At 72.7% G+C, this 24,625-nt stretch carries 24 protein-coding genes; 13 read left to right on the top strand and 11 right to left on the bottom strand.

From position 1 onward, the window contains the following. Position 1: 1 nt before the first annotated feature. Genes V3N99_02560 through V3N99_02550 form a run of 3 tightly spaced genes read right to left on the bottom strand, consistent with a single transcriptional unit; the run spans position 2 to position 2,738 of the window. Entirely contained in the window at positions 2-670 is a 669-nt protein-coding gene (locus tag V3N99_02560) for a VTT domain-containing protein (protein MEO3935619.1), read from the bottom strand. Positions 671-727: 57 nt separating this feature from the next. After that, entirely contained in the window at positions 728-1,336 is a 609-nt protein-coding gene (locus V3N99_02555; GenBank protein ID MEO3935618.1) for a CDP-alcohol phosphatidyltransferase family protein, read from the bottom strand. Then, positions 1,329-2,738, bottom strand: coding sequence for a hypothetical protein (locus V3N99_02550; GenBank protein MEO3935617.1), 1,410 nt, complete (start codon positions 2,736-2,738; stop codon positions 1,329-1,331). Before V3N99_02550 ends, V3N99_02555 begins: the two co-directional genes overlap by 8 nt. Before the next feature lie 246 nt (positions 2,739-2,984). Here V3N99_02550 and V3N99_02545 point away from each other — a divergent pair, with 246 nt between their 5' ends. Together V3N99_02545 and V3N99_02540 are read left to right on the top strand one after the other, a co-directional pair. Then, positions 2,985-3,638: a fasciclin domain-containing protein gene (locus tag V3N99_02545; GenBank protein ID MEO3935616.1), complete on the top strand. Its 654-nt coding sequence runs from the start codon at positions 2,985-2,987 to the stop codon at positions 3,636-3,638. 282 nt (positions 3,639-3,920) lie between these two features. After that, on the top strand, positions 3,921-5,543 hold the full coding sequence (locus V3N99_02540) for a hypothetical protein (protein ID MEO3935615.1): 1,623 nt from the start codon (positions 3,921-3,923) through the stop codon (positions 5,541-5,543). Here the strand turns inward: V3N99_02540 and V3N99_02535 are convergent. Further along, complete coding sequence (locus V3N99_02535; protein ID MEO3935614.1) at positions 5,540-6,751, bottom strand: HpcH/HpaI aldolase/citrate lyase family protein; 1,212 nt, start codon at positions 6,749-6,751, stop codon at positions 5,540-5,542. The genes V3N99_02540 and V3N99_02535 overlap by 4 nt on opposite strands. A gap of 158 nt (positions 6,752-6,909) precedes the next feature. On the opposite strand from V3N99_02535, the gene V3N99_02530 reads away from it, so the two are divergent. From V3N99_02530 to V3N99_02500, 7 genes are all read left to right on the top strand, one after another. Continuing rightward, positions 6,910-7,488 (top strand): TerD family protein, encoded by a 579-nt coding sequence (locus V3N99_02530; protein ID MEO3935613.1) that lies wholly within the window; start codon positions 6,910-6,912, stop codon positions 7,486-7,488. A 7-nt stretch (positions 7,489-7,495) separates the two neighbouring features. Beyond that, positions 7,496-8,875 carry a phosphoribosyltransferase domain-containing protein gene (locus V3N99_02525; protein ID MEO3935612.1) on the top strand — a complete coding sequence of 460 codons (1,380 nt, stop codon included), beginning with the start codon at positions 7,496-7,498 and terminating at the stop codon, positions 8,873-8,875. Next, complete coding sequence (locus V3N99_02520) at positions 8,872-10,002, top strand: cysteine protease StiP family protein (GenBank protein ID MEO3935611.1); 1,131 nt, start codon at positions 8,872-8,874, stop codon at positions 10,000-10,002. The genes V3N99_02525 and V3N99_02520 overlap by 4 nt, the downstream gene beginning before the upstream one ends. Next, positions 9,999-10,841, top strand: a complete 843-nt coding sequence (locus tag V3N99_02515) for an HAD family hydrolase (protein MEO3935610.1) — start codon at positions 9,999-10,001, stop codon at positions 10,839-10,841. Before V3N99_02520 ends, V3N99_02515 begins: the two co-directional genes overlap by 4 nt. Positions 10,842-10,971: 130 nt before the next feature. Then, entirely contained in the window at positions 10,972-11,547 is a 576-nt protein-coding gene (locus V3N99_02510; protein ID MEO3935609.1) for a TerD family protein, read from the top strand. Positions 11,548-11,593: 46 nt separating this feature from the next. Further along, positions 11,594-12,664: a DUF475 domain-containing protein gene (locus V3N99_02505; protein ID MEO3935608.1), complete on the top strand. Its 1,071-nt coding sequence runs from the start codon at positions 11,594-11,596 to the stop codon at positions 12,662-12,664. Positions 12,665-12,802: 138 nt separating this feature from the next. Beyond that, positions 12,803-13,537: a hypothetical protein gene (locus V3N99_02500; protein ID MEO3935607.1), complete on the top strand. Its 735-nt coding sequence runs from the start codon at positions 12,803-12,805 to the stop codon at positions 13,535-13,537. Between the two features lie 49 nt (positions 13,538-13,586). On the opposite strand, the gene V3N99_02495 is transcribed toward V3N99_02500, so the two are convergent. The 7 genes from V3N99_02495 to V3N99_02465 form a co-directional block, all read right to left on the bottom strand. Further along, positions 13,587-14,486, bottom strand: a complete 900-nt coding sequence (locus V3N99_02495; protein ID MEO3935606.1) for a hypothetical protein — start codon at positions 14,484-14,486, stop codon at positions 13,587-13,589. Then, positions 14,483-15,046: a TerD family protein gene (locus tag V3N99_02490; protein ID MEO3935605.1), complete on the bottom strand. Its 564-nt coding sequence runs from the start codon at positions 15,044-15,046 to the stop codon at positions 14,483-14,485. The genes V3N99_02495 and V3N99_02490 overlap by 4 nt, the downstream gene beginning before the upstream one ends. After that, positions 15,046-15,540: a hypothetical protein gene (locus V3N99_02485; GenBank protein ID MEO3935604.1), complete on the bottom strand. Its 495-nt coding sequence runs from the start codon at positions 15,538-15,540 to the stop codon at positions 15,046-15,048. The genes V3N99_02490 and V3N99_02485 overlap by 1 nt, the downstream gene beginning before the upstream one ends. Beyond that, positions 15,537-16,541, bottom strand: a complete 1,005-nt coding sequence (locus V3N99_02480) for a toxic anion resistance protein (protein ID MEO3935603.1) — start codon at positions 16,539-16,541, stop codon at positions 15,537-15,539. The genes V3N99_02485 and V3N99_02480 overlap by 4 nt, the downstream gene beginning before the upstream one ends. 81 nt (positions 16,542-16,622) lie before the next feature. Beyond that, positions 16,623-17,309, bottom strand: coding sequence for a hypothetical protein (locus V3N99_02475; GenBank protein ID MEO3935602.1), 687 nt, complete (start codon positions 17,307-17,309; stop codon positions 16,623-16,625). A 14-nt stretch (positions 17,310-17,323) separates the two neighbouring features. Further along, a complete protein-coding gene (locus tag V3N99_02470) occupies positions 17,324-18,229 on the bottom strand; it encodes an aminoglycoside phosphotransferase family protein (GenBank protein MEO3935601.1) in 906 nt (301 codons plus the stop codon). Beyond that, positions 18,226-19,206, bottom strand: a complete 981-nt coding sequence (locus tag V3N99_02465; GenBank protein ID MEO3935600.1) for a hypothetical protein — start codon at positions 19,204-19,206, stop codon at positions 18,226-18,228. Before V3N99_02465 ends, V3N99_02470 begins: the two co-directional genes overlap by 4 nt. A gap of 170 nt (positions 19,207-19,376) precedes the next feature. Here V3N99_02465 and V3N99_02460 point away from each other — a divergent pair, with 170 nt between their 5' ends. The 4 genes from V3N99_02460 (at position 19,377) to infB (ending at position 24,505) form a co-directional block, all read left to right on the top strand. Continuing rightward, the gene (locus V3N99_02460) at positions 19,377-20,060 is read left to right on the top strand and encodes a ribosome maturation factor RimP (protein MEO3935599.1); all 684 of its coding nucleotides are present in this window, start codon (positions 19,377-19,379) and stop codon (positions 20,058-20,060) included. Continuing rightward, positions 20,050-21,087, top strand: coding sequence for a transcription termination factor NusA (gene nusA / locus V3N99_02455; protein MEO3935598.1), 1,038 nt, complete (start codon positions 20,050-20,052; stop codon positions 21,085-21,087). The genes V3N99_02460 and nusA overlap by 11 nt, the downstream gene beginning before the upstream one ends. Positions 21,088-21,146: 59 nt before the next feature. Then, positions 21,147-21,464 (top strand): YlxR family protein, encoded by a 318-nt coding sequence (locus V3N99_02450; GenBank protein MEO3935597.1) that lies wholly within the window; start codon positions 21,147-21,149, stop codon positions 21,462-21,464. A gap of 80 nt (positions 21,465-21,544) precedes the next feature. Then, positions 21,545-24,505 carry a translation initiation factor IF-2 gene (gene infB, locus V3N99_02445; GenBank protein MEO3935596.1) on the top strand — a complete coding sequence of 987 codons (2,961 nt, stop codon included), beginning with the start codon at positions 21,545-21,547 and terminating at the stop codon, positions 24,503-24,505. The last annotated feature ends 120 nt before the right edge of the window (positions 24,506-24,625 follow it).

Raw genomic sequence — 24,625 nt, 5'->3', positions numbered from 1 at the left:
CTCAGGGTGGGGCCGACGGGAGTCGGCCCGCCTCCCGACGGCGCTCCCGCAGGGCCGCGACGCCGCCGCCGGCGGTCAGCACCACCACCGAGGTCAGCGCGGTCCAGAACGGCCACGAGCCGGGCTGGGAGCCGTAGGCACCGAGCGCCACGTAGGCCGTCGTCGTCGGCAGGATGCCGAGCACCGTCGCGGAGAGGAAGACCGACACCCGCAGCGAGGTGACCCCGGCCAGGTAGTTGACGACCGTGAAGGGCACGACCGGCACCAGCCTCAGCACCAGCACGGTGAGGAAGCCGCGTCGGGCCAGCCGGGCGTCGAGCCGGTCACCACGCAGCCCGGTCAGCCGGTGCACCCCCTCGCGGCCGAGGGCCCGGGCCAGGCAGAAGGCCAGCACCGCTCCGGCGCAGGCACCGACGACGACCACGCCCACCCCCGGGACGAGCCCGAAGAGGGCGCCCGCGCCGAGACTGAAGACGGCCTTGGGCAGCGGCGACAGGGTCGCGACGGCATACAGGCCCGCGTATGCCGCTGCGCCCCACCAGCCCCACGGCTCGAAGCGGGCCCGCAGCCCGTCGATGCTCGGGATGCCGATGAGCTGGGCCAGGGCCAGCGCCGCCGCGACCAGGACGACGAGGGCGACCAGCCGCAGGACGGCGGCCCGGCGGGTCACGCCCGGCCCCCGTGGAAGACGGTGCAGGCACCTGGGGGGAGGGTGACCGCCACCGTCTCACCGACCACGGCGCAGCACCGCGATCCCGAGCGAGATGCGCTGGACGGCCGTGACGGCCACCGCGGCGGTGAAGACCCACGCGATGGGCTCGGCGAGGTCGGGCAGGACGCACAGCACCGCATAGACCACCACGGTCTCGGTGCCCTCGGCGAGGCCGCCCACGAAGCGCAGCGACCGACCGTCTGCGGCGATGGTGGTGCCCCGCCGCTCGAGCAGGGACGACAGTGCCAGGAAGGCGGTCCCGGAGACGTAGTAGGCGCAGAGCAGGGCCAGGCACGCGATCCGGGCCTCGGGCCGCGCGATCCCGACGGCGACGACGAAGCCGGCGTAGATGCTGAAGTCGGCGACGATGTCGAGGAAGCCGCCGAGGTCGCTGGCCCCCTGACGCCGTGCGACCGGTCCGTCGAGCCCGTCGAGCAGCCGGTTGAGCAGCCACAGGGCGAGGGCCGGCAGCCACGCGTGGACGACGACGGCGACGCACGCGGCGACGCCCGCGACCCAGCCCGCCGCGGTCAGCGCGAGCGCCGGGACCCCGGCATCGGCGAACCGGGCCCCGACCGCGTCGAGAGGCGGGCCGAGGAGCCGTCGGGCCCGGGTGTCAAGCACGTGCGCCGGCCTGACGGGGCGGTCGCCGGACCGGGGTGAGCGGCAGCAGGGTTCGTAGGGCACGGTTCTCACCCGGGTCGAGCACGCTGTGCTGCACGCAGGCCGGGACGAGCACGCCGTTCTCGGGGTGCGCCATCGCGTAGGAGCAGGCGGCCAGCCGCTCCTGCGCCGCCACCTGACGGGGGTCGGCGGCCACCCGGCCCTCCTGCATGGCCTGCCACGCCGGGGCGACGTCAGCGGCATCCATGAAGGAGTGCATGACGAAGGTGACCGGGCGGATGCGGTGTCGCACCAGGCGTCGCAGGCCGACGCGTCTGGCCTTGCGGGCCAGCCACCTCAGGAAGGGCAGGGCTGCGCCGCGCGGGTGGCGCAGCACGACCCGGGAGACCTTGGCCGCGACCAGCGGCAGCGGCGAGCCGGAGAAGCTGATGCCGCCGAAGAAGGTGAGGAACGCGTCACGCACCTCGAGGTCGGCCGGGTCGAGGTCGTCGAGGATCGGCACGTAGTCGTCGCCGACGTAGAAGCCGTAGGTCGTGCGGTTGCACCGCTCGTCACCGACCTGCAGGGCGCGGAAGGGCAGCCGGGTGCCGGCCCCCGCCTCGACCTGCGCCCACACCTCGTCGGCAGTGGTGTCGGCGTAGCCCTCGTGCCAGCGCCGATCGTCGCCGATGAACGCCGCGGGCTGGAAGGAGAAGAGCCCGAAACCGTAGGCGTGGCAGTCCCGGACCACCGCGGCAACCTGCCCGAGGTTGCTCGGGGTGACGGTCATGCTGTGCGCCAGGAAGGAGCGCACCCCGTGCTCGCGGCGCAGCATCTCGAACATCGCGGTGAAGCGCCGGCGGTAGGGGTTGAGCGAGGCCTCGTCGGGGGGCCGCTCGATGCCCCGCCGGCCGAACATCAGCGAGTCGAAGTGCCCTGCGAAGGAGAGCCGGTCGAGTCGGCGGGTGCCGTCCGGCCCCAGGGCGAGTGCCGTCAGGTAGTCGGCGTCGAAGTCGCCGTGGCTCATGCTCATCGGCTCCCGGCCGTGCTCGCGCATGACCTGCAGCGTGGCGGCATGGTCGTCGGGGGGCAGCAGCGTGACCTCGCCGCCGATCAGCTGGGCGTGGGCGCGCGGGCCCCTCACCCTGCGCAGGAGCCCCATCTGGGCCCGCACCTGCTGGAGCGTGTGGCGGCCGCTGACGGCGACCCGGTTGGCGTCGCGGGAGTGGTAGCAGGGGGTGCAGGCCAGGTCGCACCTCGGGAAGACCCCGTGGGTGCCCTCGCAGCCCAGGGCATGCTGCCCGAGGGTCTGCGCCGGGGTGCGCGCGTGCGCCGGCAGGCCCTCCCACCGCGTGCGGAGCGCTGCGGCGGTCTCCTCGTCGACGGGGCGCGTCAGCCGCTCGAGGTCTCGCAGCCAGGTCATGCGTCCCATCGGGCCTCCGTGTCTGGTGCGGCATCGCGGTCGACTTGTCCCCGACTCGTGACGGCGACCCGGTTGGGTCCCCCCGATCCTTCCTGCTGCTGTCCCCGTTGTCCTGAGCGGGGGGACGACCGGCCCGGATGCGCTCTCACCCGGGGCAATCCGCTGACCCGCATGCGCCGAATGACCATCGAGAGTCAGCCACCAGCACTCGGTGGCCAACGGACAAGCCCACCAAGGAGATTCACCGTGAACGTTCGTCGCACCACTGCCGCCCTCGCCCTCGTGGCTGCCCTGCCCCTCGGCCTCGCCGCCTGCGGCTCCAGCAGCACCACCTCGGCCGGCACCGCCGCCAGCTCCAGCTCCTCGGCCGCGACCACCCCGTCCGACACCACGAGCAGCACCGCCACGGACGCCATGTCCACCAAGCCGTTCGGTGCCGGCTGCTCCGCCGTCCCCGCCGACGGTGCCGGCTCGTTCAACGGCATGGCCACCGCCCCGGTCGCCACCGCTGCCAGCGCCAACCCGGTGCTGTCCACGCTGGTCACCGCCGTGAAGGCCGCCGGCCTGGTCGACACCCTCAACTCGGCTCCCGAGCTGACTGTCTTCGCCCCGGCCAACTCCGCCTTCGAGAAGATCCCCGCTGCCGACCTCGGTGCGCTCCTGAAGGACAAGGCCGCCCTGACCAAGGTCCTGACCTACCACGTGATCGCGGGCAAGCTCACCCCCGAGCAGCTGGCCGGCACCCACAAGACCCTCAACGGTGGTGAGGTCACCGTGACCGGCTCCGGCGAGTCGTTCCAGGTCGGCGCCGCCAAGGCCAACGTCGTCTGCGGCAACGTGCAGACCGCCAACGCCACCGTCTACATCCTCGACTCGGTCCTGACGCCCCCGGCCGCCTGATCACCGCAGTCGTCCCCCGCGACCGCCATCCCAGCCCCGCTCGGCGGGCTGTGGGTGGCGGTCGCGTCTGCGTCCCCCGACGTGCTGCGTCGCCAGGGCAGCTCGAGCAGCAGGTGCTCGACGCCGGAGCCCGGCAGTCGCCGTGGCCCAGTGGGGAGTCGTAGGTCACCCTGATGGACACCGGTCACGAAACGGTACCCACAGGCGCAGGTGTGAGGCAGAATGCCCTTGCCCCGCAGGGTCGGTGGCAGGAGGACTACCGGGAGGGGGGTGGTGACGTCGATGCCGGCGATCACGGGCCCCGAGCTGGCCTTCAGCCCCGACGGCCTCGCGGTCGAGATCGGCTGGGTGCTGAGCAACGCCCGGCTCTACGCCACGGACCCCCGCTTGCAGCGGGCCTCGCAGTTCTCCGCGTCGATCAGCCCACCGGTGCACCGCGCGCAGATCGGCCGCTGGGAGTCGGGCACGACGTCGGTCAGCCACGCCCAGGTGCGACGGTATGAGGTCGTGCTCGGGCTGCCCGAGGGGCAGCTGCTCACGATGGTCGACCTGCTCGCGCGCGAGCGTCAGCTCACGACCGCCCAGCCGTACCTGGTGCCGGTGCGGCCCCCGACGTGGGAGGACGAGACCGACGACCTGCTCGACCTCGCCCGGTCCGACGACCGGATGACCCCGCTGCAGTGGCGCACCCTCTCGACCCACCTCGGCTCGGTCACCACCACCTTCCTGCGCCGCGACGACTGGACGCACCTGCTGCGGCGGGTCTCCCTCGAGGCCTCCCTCAGCACCGGCCTCGACTACATCCTGCGCGACGTGGCCAAGCTCTCCCTGGCCTCGCACCCGCGCAGCACCCGGGCGGTGCTCGACATGGTCGACGAGGTGCTGAGCGACCCCGTGGCCCCTGTCTACGGCGAGACCCTCGGGCTCCTGCTCGCGGTGCCGGGCCCGGAGCCGGTCGAGCTCGTGCTGCGTCACCTGCGCAACCCGATCGGGCCGGCCGCCCACTTCTCCCTGATGTGGATGGCCCGCAGCATGGTGAACCAGGCCGTCGTCTCACCTCGGCAGCTCACCCAGATGGGTCGGTACGCCGTCGAGGCACTCGACGACAGCACGGCGTCGCACCGCGTGCACCGCTCTGCGGCCTCGTTCCTCGAGGTGCTCGACGGACCCGAGCGATGCACGGTGGTCGCCGATCTGCTGTCCGAGACGACTCGTCGCCGGGTGGGGCGGATCATCGAGCACGGAGGTGCGCTGGGCGACGAGCAGGTCACCACGCTGGCCGACGAGGTGGAGCGGCGCCTCGCCGCCGCCCAGAGCCCGCGCGGCGCCCTGCACCCTGTCTTCGCGTCCCTGCTGCGCACGGCGGCCGGCCTCAGCGCCGAGGACTCACGGGGCACGGCGCTGTCGCTCCTGATGCTCTCGCCCCAGCGGGACGTGGTCGGCGAGACCTATGCCCGAGCCCTGCGCTGGGCCCTGGAGCAGGACCGCGAGCCGGTCATCGACGAGGCCCTGTCGGTGCTGGCGTGGCTCCTGCCCCCCACGGCCGTGCCGTGGATGCTCGAGCTCGCCTTCGACCCGTCGACCGAGCCGACCCGCGCCACCCAGGCCCTCGTCAGCGTCGCGAACGCCCAGACCCCGATGCAGACGGCCCCAGAGGGCTACGGCCCGGACGACGTCGTCGAGATGGTGCGACGGTCGGCCCTGGCGCTGATGACCGACCCCGGCCCCGAGCCCGACGTATCGACCCGGGGCCACCTCTACCTCCTCGGCATGTACGGCCGGTTCGACGCCATCACCGGCCTGGCCGACGCCGCCGCGCGGCCGGGCGTGCCGCCGCAGTGGGCCCTCGGCATCCGGTCGTGGCTCGAGGTGCCGCTCTGGGCGAGGCCCGAGCGCGTCCGCTAGGCGTCGAGCGCGGCGAGCAGGTCGACGGGCCCGACCTGCTCGCGGGCCACGCCGTACATCCGCGCCCTCACGAGGGTGCGCTCGGCCCACGCCAGGTGAGGCCCTGACTCGTTCATCTTGTTGCGGTAGCCCGACGCGAGCACCCCTCCGCCACGGGCCTGCTGGCCCACCACGTCGAGCGCGTCGCAGTGCTCCTCGAGGGAGACGACCGACAGCGCGTGCACGACGGGCACGTGGCTGGGGTGCACGACGGTCTTGCCGGTGAGCCCGTTCGCCTGGTCGAGCACGATCTCGCGGATGAGACCGTCGACGTCGCGGTCGATCAGGGCGTGCCGCAGGTCAGGGCCCGTCAGCGCCGCGAACGGGGTCTCGCGCAGCTGGGGCTTGAAGAGCCGGCTGCGGTCGGCGAAGTACTCCCACCCGGGCCCACTGATGACGAACCCGGTGCCGTCGGCCCGCCCCAGCACGTTGACGACGTCGTAGATGGTCGCGGCGACCGCCCCGATGTCGTAGGCCGTGAGCTCGCGCGAGCGGCGCACGCCGAGGGCGGCGCACAGGTCGGTCGCGCCGATGCGGACCGCGGGCACGACGTCGCGGTGCTGGGCCAGCAGCGCCGCCACCCCCGCCAGCGCGGCGTGGCGCGTCTCGAGGTGCACGACCTCGGGCGACTCGATCACGGGCATGGCCAGCAGCGGGTGACCGACGGCGCGGGAGGCGTGCGCGAGGGCCTGCAGGAAGCCGGCCCCCGACGCCGCAGTGAACTTCGGCAGCACGAAGCCGGCGAGCACGTCCGACCCCCCCGGCGCCGGGGGCTCGGCCAGCGCGGTGGCGATGTCGACGATCTGCTCCGGGTGGCGCACCCTGACGAAGACGAGCGGGGCGGTCGCGTCGGCCGTGGCCAGCCGCTCGGCGAGCCGGCGCAGCGAGGTGATCGTGTGCGCCTGCGCGCCCTCGACCTCGGAGTCGGCGATCGCATCCTCCAGGCAGACCACCGCGCTCACCACGCCGCGAGCCCCCTGCCGCAGCAGGTCGTCGGTCAGGTGAGGGCGCGTCGCCGGGAGGTAGAGCGTGGCCCCGAGCGCCGTGCCGACGTCGCCGAGCGGGCTCGAGACGTCGAACGGCTCGGGTGCATGGGCGAAGATCCCCTCCCTGACCCCTTGCGGCAGGTGAGCGAAATGGCGCTGGGAGCGGTGCCCCACGATCTGCATGACGGGACCTCTTCCCCGGTGACTCTCGACGCGCACGGGTGTGCCTCCCGCCAACGGGCGGGGGATGGGCCGTGTTCCCTCCTCTCGTTGCCCCGCAGCATAGGGTCGAGTGAACCGACTGATACGCCGCACCACACCGACTCCACGAGGAGAGCACCATGACCGTGAACCTGAGCAAGGGACAGCGCGTCTCGTTGACCAAGGGCCAGGGCGAGTCGCTGACCCGGGTGAAGATGGGCCTGGGCTGGGACGCCGTCAAGAAGAGGGGCCTCTTCGGGGGCCGCAAGTCGCAGACCATCGACCTCGATGCCTCGTGCCTGCTCTTCGACGGCAATGGTGGTCTCGTCGACCAGGTGTGGTTCGGCCAGCTGACGAGCAAGGACGGGTCGATCCAGCACACCGGTGACAACCTCACCGGTGACGGCGACGGCGACGACGAGTCGGTCAAGGTCGACCTCACCCGGGTGCCGACGACGGTGCAGACGCTTGTCTTCACCGTCAACTCCTTTACCGGACAGGACTTCTCGCAGATCGAGAACGCGTTCTGTCGGGTGGTCGACGAGAGCACCGACACCGAGACCGCGCGGTACGAGCTCACCGGCTCGGGCACCCACAACGCGCAGATCATGGCCAAGCTGACCCGTGAGGGCGGCGGCTGGGCCATGACCGCGATCGGTGCCCCGGCCACGGGTCGCACCTTCAAGGACCTGTTGCCGGCCATCGCCGCGCACCTCTGACGGCCTCGTGCCCCTGACCGACTCCCCCGCCAGTACGCAGGTGTGGCCCGGTGAATGGGTCGAGCGTGTCCTCGACGTGCACCTGCACAGCGGGTCGAGCGCGGACGGCGCGCCGCTCACCTCGCTCGTCGGGCTGGCCGTGCGACGCAACCCCCGTCGGGCCCACCTGCTCGTCTCACGAGTGCTCGGCAAGCACGTGCCCACCGACCCCGACGTCGTGCACGACGGCGGTCGCCGCCTCGGCGCGCTGGTGGCGCAGGCGCTCGAGGCACACAGGCTGACGCGGCTGGAGGGCCGGCCCGACCGGGGCCGGTTCGTGGTCCTCGGCTACGCCGAGACCGCCACCGCCCTGGGCCACATCGTCGCCGACGTGCTCGACGCGCCGTACCTGCACTCGACGCGCCGCCGGGTGGAGCAGGTGGTGCCCCTCGGTGGCTTCGAGGAGTCGCACAGCCACGCGGCCGACCACCTGCTCCTGCCGGTCGACCCCCAGCTGCTGTCGGCCCTCGAGGGCGACGGCCCCCTCGTGCTCGTCGACGACGAGATCTCCACCGGCTCGACGGCGCTGCAGACGATCGCCGCGCTCCAGCAGACCCACCCGCGGGCTCACTACGTGCTGGCCAGTCTGGTCGACCTGCGCTCGCTGGCCGACCGTGAGCGCATGACCGCCGAGACGGCCAGCCTCGGCGCCGCGGTCGACGTGGTGGCGCTCGCGACCGGCTCGATCGACCTGCCGCCCGACGTGCTGGCCCGGGGGGAGCGGGTGGTCACGGCGCAGGAGTCGATCTGCGCGAGCCCGCCTCCCCGCGGCGGCCTGACGGGCGACGTCGTGCGCGTGGTCCCGCGGGCCGCGGCCTGGGGACCCGACGTGAAGGAGGGTGGGCGTCACGGCTTCCTCCCGGGCGACCGCGCCGCCCTCGAGGCGGCCGTCACGGCGCTCGCCGGAGAGGTCGCGACGGCGTGCGGCCCGGGCCGCCGGGTCCACGTGCTCGGCTTCGAAGAGCTGATGTATGCGCCGCTGCGCCTCGCACAGGCCCTCGCGCTCGAGCTCGCGGGGCCCGACGGGGCGGTCGTCACCTCGTCGACGACCACGAGCTCACCGATCCTCGTCGTCGACGACCCCGGCTACCCCGTGCGCTCCGCCCTGACCTTCCCGGCCCACGACGACCCCGCCGGTGGCCCGGCCACCCGCTACGCCTACAACATCTCGGCGCCCGCCTCGGACCCCGCTGACCGCTTCGACGTCGTGGTGCTCGTGGTCGACGCCCGGGGCGACCGGCCCGAGCTGACCGCTCCCGGCGGGCTCGTGCCCCAGCTGGCCCGGGCGGCCGACCGCGTCGTGCTCGTCGTCCTGCCGCAACACGACCCCGTGGGGGTCCCCGCGTGACCCCGGCGCCCCTGACCGGCCCGGCCTTCGGCTCCTACCGCGCCGACGAGGTCGCGTGGCTCCTGACGGACCTGTCGCACGTGCCGCTCGAGGCCCCCACGCACGAGCGCGAGGAGGCCATCCAGCGCGGCCAGGCGCACTACGCCGAGTCGCTGCCGATCGAGTACCAGCCCAGCGAGGACTACCAGCAGCTCTTCACGCAGGCCCTCAGCCGCTCCGCCGCCAAGGTCGCGTATGCCGTGGGCCTCGTGACCGAGCGCGTGCTGCAGGAGCGCGGCGACCGGGTCGTGCTCGCGTCCCTGGCCCGGGCGGGCACGCCCGTCGGCGTGCTGATGCGCCGGTGGGCGCAGGCGTCGCACGGCCTCGACCCGGCCCACTACACCCTGTCGATCGTGCGGGGCCGCGGCATCGACGAGGTGGCGCTGCGCCACCTGCGCGAGCACCACGACCCGGCCGACATCGCCTTCGTCGACGGCTGGACCGGCAAGGGTGCGATCACCCGCGAGCTCGCTGCGTCGGTGCGGGCGGTCAACACCGTTCTCGGCACACGCTTCTCACCCGACCTGGCCGTGCTCGCCGACCCGGGGGAGTGCGTGCGGCTGCACGGCACCCGCGAGGACTACCTCATCCCGTCGGCGTGCCTCAACTCCACGGTCTCCGGTCTCGTCTCGCGCACCGTGCTCAACGCCGACCTCATCGGGCCGGACGACTTCCACGGGGCGAAGTTCTACGCCGAGCTGGCGCCCGCCGACGTGTCGGCGACCTTCCTCGACGCGGTCACCGCCGAGTTCGCCGGGGTGGCCGCGGCGGTGGCTGCCGCCGCGGCCCAGCCGCTGCCGGTGGAGGCGCCGAGGTGGACCGGGTGGGCCAGCGTCGAGCAGATCAGCGCTCGCTACGGCATCGACGACGTCAACCTCGTCAAGCCGGGTGTCGGTGAGACGACCCGGGTGCTGCTGCGACGGGTGCCGTGGAAGGTGCTCGTGCGCCCGGACGCCTTGGCCGAGGACGGCGAGCTGGCGCACGTGCTGCTGCTGGCCCGGCAGCGCGGCGTGGAGATCGTGCCGGTGCCCGGCCTGCCCTTCACCTGCGTCGGTCTCATCCGGCCCCGCACGGCCCCGACGGCGTGACCACCCCGGCCAGCGCGGGGACGGTCGCCTTCAGCGACCTCGACCGCACCCTCATCTACTCCCGGTCGGCGGTCGACGCCCTCGGCGCGCTCGCTGACCCGCCGACGTCGACGACGACCTGCGTCGAGGTCTACGACGGTACCCCGCAGTCGTTCGTCACCGACCGCGCCGTCCCCATCCTCGTCGACCTGGCCGCCACGGGCCGGCTCGTGCCCACGACGACCCGCACGGTCGAGCAGTTCCTCCGGGTGCGGCTGCCCGGACCCGCACCGCGCTACGCGATCTGCGCCAACGGCGGTCACCTGCTCGTCGACGGCGTGGTCGACGACGACCACCACCAGGACGTCGTACGACGACTCGGCTCGGGCAGCGCGCCGCTGCCCGAAGTGCTGGGCGAGGTCACCCGGCTCGTCGCCCAGGCAACAGCCGAGCCAGCGTTCGTCGAGCGGGTGCGGGTCGCCGACGACCTGTTCTGCTACCTCGTCGTCGACCGGGACCGGTTGCCCGCGGCGTGGCTCGAGCAGCTCGAGGGGGAGGCCGCGCGGCACGGGTGGGGGGTCTCCCTGCAGGGCCGCAAGCTCTACGTCGTGCCCACCCCGCTCACGAAGTCGTCCGCAGCCGACGAGGTGATGCAGCGGACGGGGGCCGGGCGTGCCGTCGCCGCCGGTGACTCCCTGCTCGACGCCGACCTGCTCGAGTGGGCGTCGGCGGCGATCCGGCCCCGGCACGGCGAGCTGGCCGACGCGGGGTGGATCCGCCCGCACGTCGAGGTGACCTCGTCGGTCGGCGTGCGGGCCGGTGAGGAGATCGCGGTCTGGTTGCGTGGCAGAGTGTCATGACGGGCACGTCGACGGACGGTCGTGCGTTGACAGGCTTCGTACAGACAGTATTGCCACTCCTCCCATGTGGGGGAACCGATCGCCGCCCGGGGTGCCAACCCCGGACGCACCATCTCTGGAGGAAGCACTCATGTCAGTCAGCCTGACCAAGGGCGGAAACGTCAGCCTCACCAAGCTCGCTCCCGGCCTGACCGCGGTCACCGTCGGTCTCGGGTGGGACGTGCGCACCACGACCGGCACCGACTTCGACCTCGACGCCAGCGCGATCCTGCTCAACACCGCGGGCAAGGCCGTCGACGACCAGCACTTCGTCTTCTTCAACAACCTCACCTCACCCGACGGGTCGGTCGAGCACACCGGCGACAACCTGACCGGAGCCGGCGAGGGCGACGACGAGGCCATCAAGGTCAACCTCAGCGGGGTCTCCTCCGCCGTGGAGAAGATCGTCTTCCCGGTGTCGATCTACGACGCCGCCACCCGCAGCCAGTCCTTCGGGCAGGTGCAAAACGCCTTCATCCGCGTCGTCGACCAGAGCAACGGCGCCGAGCTCGCCCGCTACGACCTCAGCGAGGACGCCTCCACCGAGACGGCCATGGTCTTCGGCGAGCTCTACCGCAACGCGACGGAGTGGAAGTTCCGCGCCGTGGGCCAGGGCTACGCCGAGGGGCTCGCGGGCATCGCCCGCGACTTCGGCGTCAACGTCTGATGGCGGACAGCACTCCCCTCGCACCGCCGACCACCGGGAGCACCCGGTGATCCTGCGCATCTTCGGGTGGTCCTTCGGGATCACCGTCGTGGCCCTCGTGGGCGCCCTGGCCATCGGCGGGGTGAAGGCGCTGACCCTCGTGGCCATCCTCATCGTGCTCGAGATCTCGCTCAGCTTCGACAACGCCGTGGTCAACGCGACCATCCTCGAGAAGCTGAACGCCTTCTGGCAGAAGATGTTCCTCACCGTGGGCATCGTCATCGCCGTCTTCGGGATGCGGCTGCTGTTCCCGCTGCTCATCGTCGCGGTCACGGCCGGCCTCAACCCGGTCGAGGCGGTGCAGCTCGCGATCAAGGGCGGGCTGGCCGACGAGCCCGGCACCTACGCCTACCTGCTCAAGCAGGCCCACCCGTCGATCGCCGCCTTCGGTGGGATGTTCCTCTTCATGCTGTTCCTGGACTACATCTTCGAGGACCGCGAGATCCGGTGGCTGACCTGGCTCGAGCGGCCGCTGGCCCGGATCGGCAAGCTCGACCAGGTCTCGGTCGTGGTCGGTCTCGTCGTGCTCGTCCTCACCGCCGAGCTGCTGGCTCAGACGCCCTCGACGGTGATGGTGGCCGGGGCCCTCGGTGTCGTGACCTACCTGTTGGTCAACGGGTTGGGGGCGCTCTTCGAGGGGGCTGGTGACGAGGCTGAGGACGGTCCCGACACCGCGGCCTCGACGGGCCCGACCGGTGTGGCCAAGGCTGCCGGGCGGGCGGCGTTTTTCCTGTTCCTCTACCTCGAGGTGCTCGACGCGTCGTTCTCCTTCGACGGGGTCATCGGCGCCTTCGCCATCACGCAGGACATCTTCATCATCGCCACGGGCCTCGGCGTCGGTGCGATGTACATCCGGTCGCTGACGGTGTTCCTCATCCGTAAGGGCACGCTCAACGACTACGTCTACCTCGAGCACGGGGCGCACTGGGCGATCGGGGCGCTCGCGGTGATCCTCTTCGTCAGCATCAAGACGGAGGTTCCCGAGATCGTCACCGGTCTGATCGGCGTCGGCTTCATCGCCGCCGCCTTCGTCTCGTCGCTGGTGCGCAACCGCCGACAACCCGCGATGGCCGGCTGATCCCGGCTGATCCCGCTGAGTGCGGGTCCACGCGCTGCTGTCAGTGGCGCGTGGACCCGGCCCCCGCACCACCCACCCGCTGACCCCGACCGGCCGACGCGTCCGTGCACGCCGTGGCCGTCCACGACTGGAGAACCCATGGCCATCGACTACACCAAGCGCCCCACCCCGCCGGCGGCAACGAACCCGGCTGCCCCGGCACCCTCGGCAAGCCCGGCGACCCCGGCTGCCCCACCTTCTCCGGCCGCCCCCCAGGGAGCCGTCAGCCTGACCAAGGCGGCGCCCACGGTCTCGCTGACCAAGCGGGGTCAGTCGACCGGGCAGCTGCGGGTCAACCTCAACTGGAACGCCCGCCCCGCGGCCCCGAGCGGTGGCAACTTCCTCAAGCGGGCGATGGCCGCGTCGAGCCCGGCGATCGACCTCGACCTGGGCTGCCTCTACGAGCTGACCGACGGGTCGAAGAGCGTCGTGCAGGCGCTCGGGGGGCTCTTCCGCAACCGCGAGGACGGGCCGCCCGTGGTCTGGCTCGACGGCGACGACCGCTCGGGCACCAACAGCGGTGGCGAGAACCTCTACGTCGACCTCGGGCAGCTCGCCAGGATCAAGCGCATCCTCGTCTTCGCCTTCATCTACGAGGGGGTCCCCAACTGGGCGGCGGCCGACGGTGTGGTCACGCTGATGCCCGCGCAGGGTGCCCCGATCGAGGTGCGGCTCGACGAGTCGCGCGAGGGCGCGAGCATGTGCGCGATCGCGCTCCTGGAGAACCGTGGTGGCGAGCTCGTGGTCAACCGTGAGGTGCAGTTCTACACCGGCCAGTCAGCCCTCGACGAGGCCTACGGCTGGGGCATGAAATGGAAGGCCGGGCGCAAGTAGCCTCCGCTCGTCGCCGACCGGCCGCGGTCGCCGGGCGGCACGTGTCGGGTCAGACCAGCGGGGTGTGGTCGTCGACCCAGGTGATGCGGTCGAAGCCGAAAGCGAGGGCTGCCGCGCGCACAGGACCGTCGACCACGATGCCCTCGTTGCGCAGGACGATCTCACCGTCGACGTCGTAGATCGACAGCGGGACGAGCACCCCCGGGCCAGCGGCCCTCCTAGACCGGTCGAGGGGGATCCGCACCCTCGTGCCGGCGAGCATCTCGACGACGAGAGTGCCGCTGGCCTGGACGGGTTGGCCGGTGGCGGACGAGAGGAAGACCACCATCCGGCTGAGCCGTCGCACCTGCACGAGGTCGACGGTGAGCACCTCACCTGCGTCGTACGACGCCCTGATCACGGGTCGTCGACCGTCTGCGGGGGCGGTCTGGGGGCCGGGGTCCCGTCGGACGAGCCCGGTGCCGTCGACCAGCTGGTAGGCGCACCCGAGGCGGAGGTCCGACGTGGCGCCCGAGGCCACCAGTCGCACCCGGACCGCGCCGGTGCCCGACTGCAGCCGGGTGAGAGTCACCGTGGGCGACGACCCGGCGAGGAGCACGTCGTCGCCGGCTCGCACCCGACGCGGCTCGTACCGGGCGATGGACCCTGGACCCGGGGCGAGGTCGGCGGGGCCACCACGGGCACGGTCTGCACGGCCCTCGGGTGAGGGCAGGGGCGGTGGTGGACCGAGGTCGAGGGCGTTCGACCCCGCGGGGGGCGGGAGCGTGAGGTCGAGGCTGCTGGCGGCTGGGGCGGCTGGCGCTGCTGGGGTCGCTGGCGCGGTGGAGAGGTCGAGCGGGCTCGTGCGCGGGGGAGCGGTGACGGGAGGAGGCGGCTCGGCGCTGCGCCGGTGTCGCAGCCATGGGAGGTCGGTGCGTGGGTTGGCCGTAGCGGGGTCGAGACGGGTCACAGCTCCAGCCCGAAGTCGGCCGCCATCGACACCAGCCCGGAGGTGTAGCCCTGCCCGACGACCTTGAACTTCCACCCGTTGTCGTGGCGGTAGAGCTCGCCCAGCACCAGCCCGGTCTCGGTGCTCAGGCCCGGAGCGAGGTCCTCGGAGCGGACCAGCTCGACGTCGCCGGCCAGGTCGAGCACCCGGATCGTGGCCGAGCGCAGCTGACCGAGCGAGCGGTTGGCGGCGATGCCCTCGTTGATGTAGGTGACGACGACGATGCGCTCGATGTCGGCGGGCACGTCACGCAGGTCGACCTCGATCTGCTCGGTGTCGCGACCCGCCGACGCGGCGAGCTGGGTGACCGACCGGTCGGGTGAGCTCAGCTGGTTGAAGAACACGAAGTGCTCGTGCGACAGCGCCCGCCCCCCGGCGTCGCACAGGATGGTGGCGACCACGAGGTTGTCGGCCAGCACCGAGTCGGCGGGGGCCAGTGAGATGCCGAGCACGACCGATCGCAGCGAGGGGATCTCACGGGTGAGGGCGACGTTGGCGCCGCGGACCATCGGAGCAGCCATCAGATGTCGAGATCCGATCCTGAGAAGCGGGTTTCCAAGAAGCTACCTTGGATCATGAGGGCTTGTGCGTCCTGCTGCCGAACGGCGAGCAGGCTCGCCGTCACCGACTGCTGCAGGACCTCGATCTGTTGCAGCAGTGCGTCGTTCGCACTCTGGTCGGTCGCCGACGTGTCGATTCGCTGGGTGTGGTCCAGGGCGAGGTAGCGCCGCAGGGTGGTCGGCAGGTAGTCGTCCATGGTGCTGCGCAGGGAGATGACGGCATACGTGTCGAGCGGACGGGTGGAGGTCGTGTCGACGATCTCGGCCAGGGTGTCGGTGAGCCGGCGGGCGTCGACGAGCGCCCGCGTCGGCATCTGCCCGGCGTTGGCGTTGATCAGCGAGACGAGGGCGTCGAGCGCGTCACGCAACGCCGCGGGATCGTCGCGTCGCGCCGTCGGTGCCACGGCCGGGTCGACCGCCTCGTCGCCGGCGACGCGCCTGAGCCAGCGCCTCACCGCCGCCCCGCCTCGATGGCAGCCCGGGACCGGGACCGCAGGTCGTCGATCGCGTCGATGCTCGCGACGACCTCGTTGAAGGCGGTGGTGAGGCGCCCGAGGTCGTCGGGCGACGCCCCCGGCTCGAGCGCCCGCTCGACCACGGCCCCGAGGCCGGCGATGCGACCGAGCACCAGCGTCTGGTGCTGCCTCGCCTCAGCGACGGCGACGGCGGTGCGCAGCGCCACGAGGGTCGTGCGCTGGGCCCGGTCGACGCCGCGGATCAGCTCGAGGTTGGTGTCGCGCACGACGTCGAGGACGAGCTGGCCCTGCAAGGTGACCGCGTGCGAGGTCGCCAGGTCGACCCGCCGTCGGCGCACGGCCGTGAGGGCCTCGGCGCGCACGACGTCGGCTGCGTCGCCGCGGCCAGCGGCCGTCAACGCGTCGGCCTCGCTCACCAGCACCGCGTCGAGCTGGGCGCAGAGGTCCTCGTACTGCTCGAGACGGGCCAGCAGGGCGAGGGCCGAGGCGCGCTCGGCCTCGATGACCGCGTTGTCGCGACGCAGGCCGTCCTGACCGCCCACGAGGTCGACGAGGATGACGTCGAGCTCGTCCTGTGCGGAGTCGAACCCGGCGAAGTAGTCGGCGAGGGAGTCGTCTCCTGGCAGTCGGCGCAGCAGTCGACGCAGGCCACCTCCTGCGGTGCCTGCCGGTGCGAGCCGTGACACCACCCCCCGCAGACGCGACAGGGCGTCCGCCACCAGCCCCTGGGCGTCGGGTCGCCCCGGTGCCGACCCGACGTCGCGGCTCAGGAAGCGGTCGCTCAGCGCCGCAGCCGCTCGCACGTCGGGCTCACCCATCGAGCTGATGGAGGCCACCTTGACCGCGAACCCGGGGGAGCGGGGCGGCAGCTCGAGCAGCTCGGTGGCGAAGGCACCCGCGCGCTGCCGCAGCGCCTGCGACGGCAGCCCCGCCCCCCGCAGGTCGGCCGCCGGCTCGGCCTGACCGCCCTGCTCAGTCATGCAGCGTCCCCCTCGTGGGTGCGGTGGTGGTGCCGGTGCGTCGCGATGTGCCTCGAGCCGACAGTACCGGGGCGCCCGCGATCACGCCCAGACGACCGTGAGCCACTGCAGGGCGAGCTGCTCGACCCACAGCCGGAAGTCGGGGGTGCCGTCGATGCGGTAGAGCGTGCCCTCGGGGCAGTCCTCGAGCTGGCGCTTGGTGTAGAAGTCGTCGTGGGGGGCCCAGCGCAGCACGTCGCCGTCGACCCGGTGGCACAGCGTGGCGTTGCCGTTGGCGTCGTCGCTGACGGAATACCACTGCGCCGGGTCGATCGGCAGCTCGAGGCCGTCCTCCTCCCAGCGCCAGGTGTGGTCGTGCAGGAAGTCGGCGGAGTGGCGCAGCTGGGGCCGCAGCAGGCTCTCGGTGCTGCCGCTCAACCACGTCGTGGGCTCCTGCCAGCGCTCGAAGATGCCCCCCAGCGCGCCCAGCAGCTCGGCGTGGTGCGGATGGGCCGAGGACGGCAGCGCCGCGTTCGTCGGTGGCGGGCAGAGCCATCCGGTGCGACCGCCACCGCGGCGCTCCCAGCCGAGGATCTCGTAGTCGACCCCCTCGATCGTCACGGGGGTGACCTGCGCCGCGGTGAGCAGCCGACCCATCCCGCTGGCCCACGACGGCACCTCTCGGTCCCACGCACGGGTGACCTGCGTGCGGGAGACGCCGTAGACGTAGCCCATCTGCGGCACCGCGTGCAGCAGCCGGTCCCAGTCGTCGAGGGGGCGGTCAGGCACCAGTCGCAGCGCCATCAGTCGTTCACGGCCTTGAGGATCGACACGGCCAGACCGGCGTCGTCGCACCCGGGCGCGAGGTCCCGCGCCCAGTCGACGACCCGCACGACGGCCCACGCGCGGGCCTTCGCCTCGTCGATCCCGGCTGCGTCGCACACGACCTCGACCCGTCGGCGCAGGCTCCACCGGACGGCCGATCCGGAGCCGAGCTCGTCGGCGCGGTTCCACAGCACCGGGGCCACCTCGAAGGCCCGGTCGCCGGCCATCGGCTTGGGGTCGATGGCCAACCAGGGCACCCGGCCGCCGGCGAGCACGTTGGCGAAGTGCAGGTCCGTATGGAGCAGCTGCGCATCCACCCCCGGGTCGGTCGCCAGGTCGGCGGCCAGGTGCCGGGCCTGGTCGGCGAAGCGCGGCGGCAGGGCAGCCGGGGCCGGTGCGGCCGCCTGGCGGGCGGCATACGCGCTGAGGGTCGGGATGCGGGCGATCGCCGGCGCCACGAGCTCGGCGAGCAGCCCCCCGATCACCTCGCAGGCCTCGTCGACCCACACGCCGGTGAGGTCCGAGGGGTCGAGCCGCTCGAGCAGCAGCGCCAGGCGGTGCGGGTCGGCCCGCAGGAGCTGCACGGCGCCCCGTCCGTCCCAGTGACGCAGGGCGATGTGCTCACCACGGGCCTCGAGGTGAGGCCAGGTCAGCTTGAGCATCGCGGGCCGGTCGTCGGCGGTCCGCACCGGCACGACGAGGGCGCACCGACCTGTGCGGGAGTGGCCGTCGGGCGCCAGCTGCCAGTCGTCGAGGACCGAGCCGACCAGCCGCGGGAGCGCCGCTATCCAGTCGGAGCCGGAGGGCGTCCCGGCCGGCGAGAGCGCGTCGGCGGGCCGGGCCTCGACGGACCGCGCGAAGCGGGCGGGGATGTCGACGTTCATGCCGCCATCCCCGGAAAGGCCGTGGGGGTGACGCCCCAGGCACGGGCGAGGCCGACGGCATCGGCCTGCAGCCGCACGACCGTGGTCACCGCGGTGGACCCCGGCGCGACCGCGCCCGTGGTGAGGGGGTCGAGCCCGCGGGACACGAGACCGGTCAGGAGGTGCTCGACGAGGCGGCGCACCGTGGCGGCGCTGGTGACCGCGAACGGCAGCGGGTAGCCCAGGGGCTGCGGCCGGGCCGACCCACCGGCGGCATCCAGCAGGGAGGAGACCCTCCGTCGCACGGTCGTCAGGGCCGCGAGGAGGGCGGCTCGCTCGTCGCCGGCCACCCGGGCGGCTGCCACCTCCAGCCCGTAGGCCACCGCACGGGACGTGTCGAGCAGCGCAGCGGCGGCGACACCCGGGAGGGCGTCGCCGACCGGCCAGGTGACGGTCGCACCGAGCTCGGCCGTGCTGGCCGCCGTGCACGCGGCGATGGAGGCCACGAGAGGCCGGTTGGCTGCGCCCAGCCGGGGCAGCACCACGAGCAGGTCGGACGCGAGGGCGGTGGCCTGGGCCCGTGCGAGCACCGCAGCGGTGGCTGGCGGTGACGTCGTGGAGGCGTCCGAGGGGGCCGGTGTGGCCGGGGGTGCCGCCGCACCCAGGATGCGGTCGGGCACGCCGGCCGTGCGCAGCCGGTCACGCACGACGCCCAGGTGCTGTCGGTGCAGGACGGCGATACGGGCGGAGGCCGGCGACACCGGGCGCACCCGCGCCGCCAGCGGCGCGAGGAACGCCGTGGCCGTGAGCACCCGCAGCAGCGCGGCCTCGTCGGGCACCGGGACGCGGGCGGCGGCAGGGGGAGGCGTGGTGTGCTCGAGACGCAGCCCACAGCCGGACAGGGCCACGAGGGCGAGCAGGGACCCGCCGCCGCCCAGGGTGTGCAGCAGCACCCGGCGCGAGGGCCGGCCCGGTGTGGGCGGTACTGCCGGTGCCATGGGGTCATGCTGTCAGGTCTGAGACCCGATGTGGGCATCCTGGGCGCAGTTCCGTCGCGTACGTGCCCCCTCCTGTCGCTCGGTAGACTGCACACGTCGCGCACCCTGGTCGGGCTGGTCCTCTCGGGCTGCTCGCGGTGCGTGGCGACATTCGAGAACAGGAGGCTGACATGGTGGACGACCAGGTGAGGTCGGCGCTCGTCGGCCCCCTCTCAGAGCTGGGGCTGGTGCTCGACGACCTCAGCATCGTGCCGACCGGACGACGACGGGTGGTGCGGGTCGCCGTCGACCGCGACCTGCGCGACCTGGCTGGCCACGACGGCACGAGCACGGTGCCTCCGCTGTCCCTCGACGAGGTGGCCGAGGCGACCCGGCTGGTGAGTGACGTGCTCGACGGCACCCACGGCATCCCGCAGGGGCAGGAGCCCGACGGGTCTGCCGACCTGATGGGCAGCGCCGGCTACACGCTGGAGGTGAGCTCACCCGGGATCGACCGACCGCTGCGCGGGTTCCGCTCGTTCCGCCGCAACGTCGGGCGGCTCGTCGCCTTCGTGCTCGAGTCGGGAGACGTGGTGACTGCCCGGCTCGTGTCGGTGACCGACGGCCCCGACGGGGCGGTGGCGAGCCTCGAGGTGCCGGCGGCCAGGAAGCAGCCCGCGAGCCGACGCGAGGTGCGCCTCGACGAGGTGACCTCGGCCCGGGTGCAGGTCGAGTTCAACCGGCCCGGAGGGTCGAGCGAGCCCGACGAGACCCACGACGCCGACGAGGCTAACGAGGCTGACGACACAGACGACACAGACGTGACTGACGCGTTCGACGACATGACCGACGAGGAGACCGACGATGGACATTGACCTCGCTGCCCTGAGGGCGCTGGAGCGTGAGCGGGAGATCAGTCTCGACATCCTCATCCCGGCCATCGAGCAGGCCCTGCTCGTGGCCTACCACCGCACCGACGGGTCGCAACGTCTGGCCCGGGTCGAGCTCGACCGCAAGACCGGCCACGTGGTCGTGCTCGCCCGCGAGGAGGGCGACCTGCTGCCCGCCGACGAGGGCGAGCGGCCGGTGCGTGCGGAGCCGGGCCCGGAGTTCGACGACACCCCGCACGGGTTCGGGCGGGTGGCGGCCTCGACGGCGCGCCAGGTGATCGTCCAGCGACTGCGCGACCTCGAGGAGGAGGCCATCCTCGGAGACTTCCGCGGGCGCGAGGGCGACATCGTCTCAGGCGTCATCCAGCAGAGCAGCAACCCCGGGCACGTGCTCGTCGACTTCGGCACCGTCGAGGGCATCCTGCCGCTCGCCGAGCAGGTGCCGGGTGAGAGCTACCGCCACGGGGACCGGCTGCGGTGCTTCGTCGTGAGCGTCAAGCGAGGGCCGCGTGGTCCCCAGATCGGCCTCTCGCGCTCGCACCCCAACCTCGTGCGTGCCCTCTTCAAGCTCGAGGTGCCCGAGATCGCCGACGGCACGGTCGAGATCGCGGCCCTCGCCCGTGAGGCGGGTCACCGGACCAAGATCGCCGTGCACGCCAAGATCGCCGGGGTCAACGCCAAGGGAGCCTGCATCGGGCCGATGGGGGCGCGGGTGCGCGCGGTCATGACCGAGCTGCAGGGCGAGAAGATCGACATCGTCGACTACGAGGTCGACCCGCGGGCCTTCGTCGCCGCCGCGCTGTCACCGGCGCGGGTGCAGTCGGTCGAGATCGTGGACGCCGTCCTCCGGGCGGCCCGGGTGACCGTGCCCGACTACCAGCTGTCGCTGGCGATCGGCAAAGAGGGACAGAACGCCCGTCTTGCCAACAAGCTCACCGGCTGGCGCATCGACATCCGCTCCGACACGGCGCCGCCGCCCGTCCTTGACGAGGCCGGGGCCAAGGAGGAGTAGAGTTGGCCGTGACCGATCGGACTGGACTCCGTGCCCGGCAGCCCCTCACACCCCAGCGGATGTGCCTGGGATGTCGCGGCAGGGATAGCCGATCGGTTCTCCTGCGGGTGGTTGCCACTGTCGTCGACGGCGGAGACGTCGTCCTCACACCTGATCCGGTCCGTTCTCGGCCCGGTCGAGGTGCGTGGTTGCACCCGAGTACGGACTGCTTCGAGCAGGCTGTGCGCCGCAGGGCGTTCACGCGGGCTCTGCGCCTGGCCCACGGGCCCGACGTCGGACCCGTGAAGGAGCACCTCGACGAGGTCGCCGCACGACGAACACCCCCGGAACGACAAGACCAACCGAAAGCGGGTCAGACGCTGATGAGCACCCGATGAGTACTCAGCGATGAACAAGCTTTAATCCGGTCTGCCTGCAGAGACTTCTCTGGGGTCAGACCACCCAGAGAAGGAGAAACGTGGCCAAGGTCCGTGTCTACGAGCTCGCCAAAGAGCTCGGCGCAGAAAGCAAGACCCTCCTCGCGTGGCTGAAGGAGGAGGGCGAGTTCGTGCGCTCTGCCTCGTCCACCATCGAGGCCCCCGTCGTCCGTCGGACGAAGGACAAGTTCCCCACCGAGCTGCGCTCGGGTGGAGACGCGCCCGTCGACGCCGCGGCGCCGACGGCCGTGCCGTCGTCGACCCGTCCGGGCCCCGTGCCCGGTCCGGCGGCTCCGTCCGCTCCCGCTGCTGCCGCCCCGGCACCGGCCAGCCCTGCTGCCGCGGCCGCCCCCGTTCCGACGCAGACGTCCGCTCCGGCTCCCGGCCCGTCGCGCCCGGCTACCGACTCGCGTCCGGGCCCGGCTGCTCCGGCCCGCCCGGCCGCTGCCGCGCCGGCCTCGAGCCGCCCGGCTCCCGCCGACCCGGCACCGTCGGCTCCCGCACCGGCCGCGGCGTCGGCTCCGGCCGCAGCGCCTGCTCCGGCCTCAGCGCCTGCTCCGGCCGCGGCGCCTGCTGCGGCTCGGGCCCCTCGAGAGGGTGGCGCTGCCACCCCGGGTCCGCGTCCGGCGCCCCGCCCCGGCGCGCCGCGCCCGGGCAACAACCCCTTCGCGCCCAGCCAGGGAATGGGGCGTCAGCCCGCGGCCCGCGAGTCGGCGCGTCCCGGTAACAACCCCTTCGCCCCCAGCCAGGGCATGCCCCGCCCGCAGTCGCGGCCCGGTGGCCCCGGTCAGGGTGCTCCGGGCGCTCCGGGCGCAGGCCCCGGTGGCCCGCGTCCCGGTGGCCCGGGTGGTCCGGCCGGACCTCGTCCGGGTGGACCGCGTCCGAGCCCGGGCATGATGCCCGACCGCTCGGCTGTCGCCCGTCCCGGCGCCCGCCCCGCGGGCGGTCCCGGTCGGCCCGGTGGCGCCGGCGGTCCCGGTCGCCCCGGTGGCGCCGGCGGCGGCTTCGCTGGCGGCGGCGCCCGACCCGGCTTCGCCGGTCGTGGTGGCGGCGCGGGTCGTGGCGCGACGGCAGGTGCGTTCGGTCGCGGTGGCGGTCGTCCCGTGCGTGGGCGCAAGTCCAAGCGCGCGAAGCGCCAGGAGTTCGAGCAGATGCAGGCCCCGACGATCGGTGGCGTGTCGGTGCCCCACGGCGACGGCAAGACGCTGGTCCGTCTCCGGCGCGGTGCGTCGCTGACCGACTTCGCCGACAAGATCAACGCCAGCCCGGCCTCGCTGGTCACTGTGCTCTTCCACCTCGGTGAGATGGCCACGGCGACCCAGTCGCTGGACGAGGACACGTTCCGTCTCCTCGGCGCCGAGCTGGGCTTCGACATCCAGGTCGTCTCGCCCGAGGACGAGGAGCGCGAGCTGCTCGGCCAGTTCAACATCGACCTGGAGGCCGAGCTCGAGGCAGAGGACGACGACGAGCTCTTCGCCCGTCCGCCTGTCGTCACCGTCGTCGGCCACGTCGACCACGGAAAGACCAAGCTCCTCGACGCGATCCGCTCGTCGAAGGTCGCCGAGGGCGAGGCCGGTGGCATCACCCAGCACATCGGTGCCTACCAGGTCGTCACCGAGCTCGAGGGCGTTGAGCGCCCGATCACCTTCATCGACACCCCGGGTCACGAGGCGTTCACCGCCATGCGTGCTCGCGGTGCGAAGGTGACCGACATCGCGATCCTCGTGATCGCGGCCGACGACGGCGTCATGCCGCAGACGGTCGAGGCTCTCAACCACATGCAGGCGGCCAACGTGCCGATCGTGGTGGCGGTCAACAAGATCGACAAGGAGGGCGCCAACCCGGAGAAGATCCGGCAGCAGCTCACCGAATACAACCTGGTGGCCGAGGAGTACGGCGGCGACACGATGTTTGTCGACGTCTCGGCCAAGAGCGGGCTCAACATCGACAGCCTGCTCGAGGCTGTCCTGCTGACCGCCGACGCATCGCTCGACCTGCGGGCCAACCCCGACAAGGACGCTCGCGGTGTCGCAATCGAGACCCACCTCGACAAGGGCCGCGGCCCCGTCGCGACGGTGCTCGTGCAGTCGGGCACGCTCCACGTCGGTGACTCGATCGTGGCGGGTGCCGGCTTCGGCCGCGTGCGCGCCATGCTCGACGAGGACGGCAACAGCGTCGACTCGGCCGGCCCGGCCCGTCCGGTGCTGGTGCTCGGTCTGACCTCGGTGCCCGGCGCGGGTGACACGTTCCTCGTGGCTCCCGACGACCGCACGGCCCGCCAGATCGCCGAGCGTCGCGAGGCCGCCACGCGGGCCGCGTCGCTGGCCAAGGCCCGCAAGCGGATCAGCCTCGAGGACCTCAACGAGGCGCTCGCTGCTGGCAAGGTCGACACGCTCAACCTCATCCTCAAGGGTGACGCGAGCGGTGCCGTCGAGGCCCTGGAGGATGCGCTCCTCCAGATCGACGTCGGCAACGAGGTCGACCTGCGGATCATCGACCGCGGTGTCGGTGCCATCACGATGAACAACATCAACCTCGCGGTGGCGTCCGACGCGATCATCATCGGCTTCAACGTGAAGGCGGAGGGCCAGAACGCGGTCTACGCCGAGCGTGAGGGTGTCGAGGTGCGCTACTACTCGGTGATCTACCAGGCGATCGACGAGATCGAGCAGGCGCTGAAGGGCATGCTCAAGCCGGAGTACGAGGAGGTCTCGCTCGGCGAGGCCGAGATCCGCGAGATCTTCCGGTCGAGCAAGTTCGGCAACGTCGCGGGCTCGATCGTCCGCTCGGGCGAGATGAAGCGTGGCGCCAAGGCGCGCATCCTCCGCAACGGCACGGTCATCGGCGAGAGCGTCGAGATCACGGGTCTGCGGCGCTTCAAGGACGACGTCACGGAGGTCCGTGAGGGCTTCGAGTGCGGTATCAACCTCGGGTCGTTCAACGACCTGCAGCTCGAGGACGTCATCCAGACGTACGAGATGCGCGAGAAGCCGCGCGCCTGACCCGTTCCACCCGGCGTGCGGGCGGGGGCCTTCGCCCCCGCCCGCACCCGTGCGCGGTGACCCCGCGTGTCCTGACATCCCCCGGCTCTCCATACGGGCCGGGCAGTAGCCAGCACGACC

Source organism: Dermatophilaceae bacterium Soc4.6 (assembly GCA_039889245.1).
Lineage (GTDB): Bacteria > Actinomycetota > Actinomycetes > Actinomycetales > Dermatophilaceae > Lapillicoccus.
Note: the sequence above shows the minus strand (reverse complement) of the source record. Positions and strands in the feature narration are given on the sequence as shown.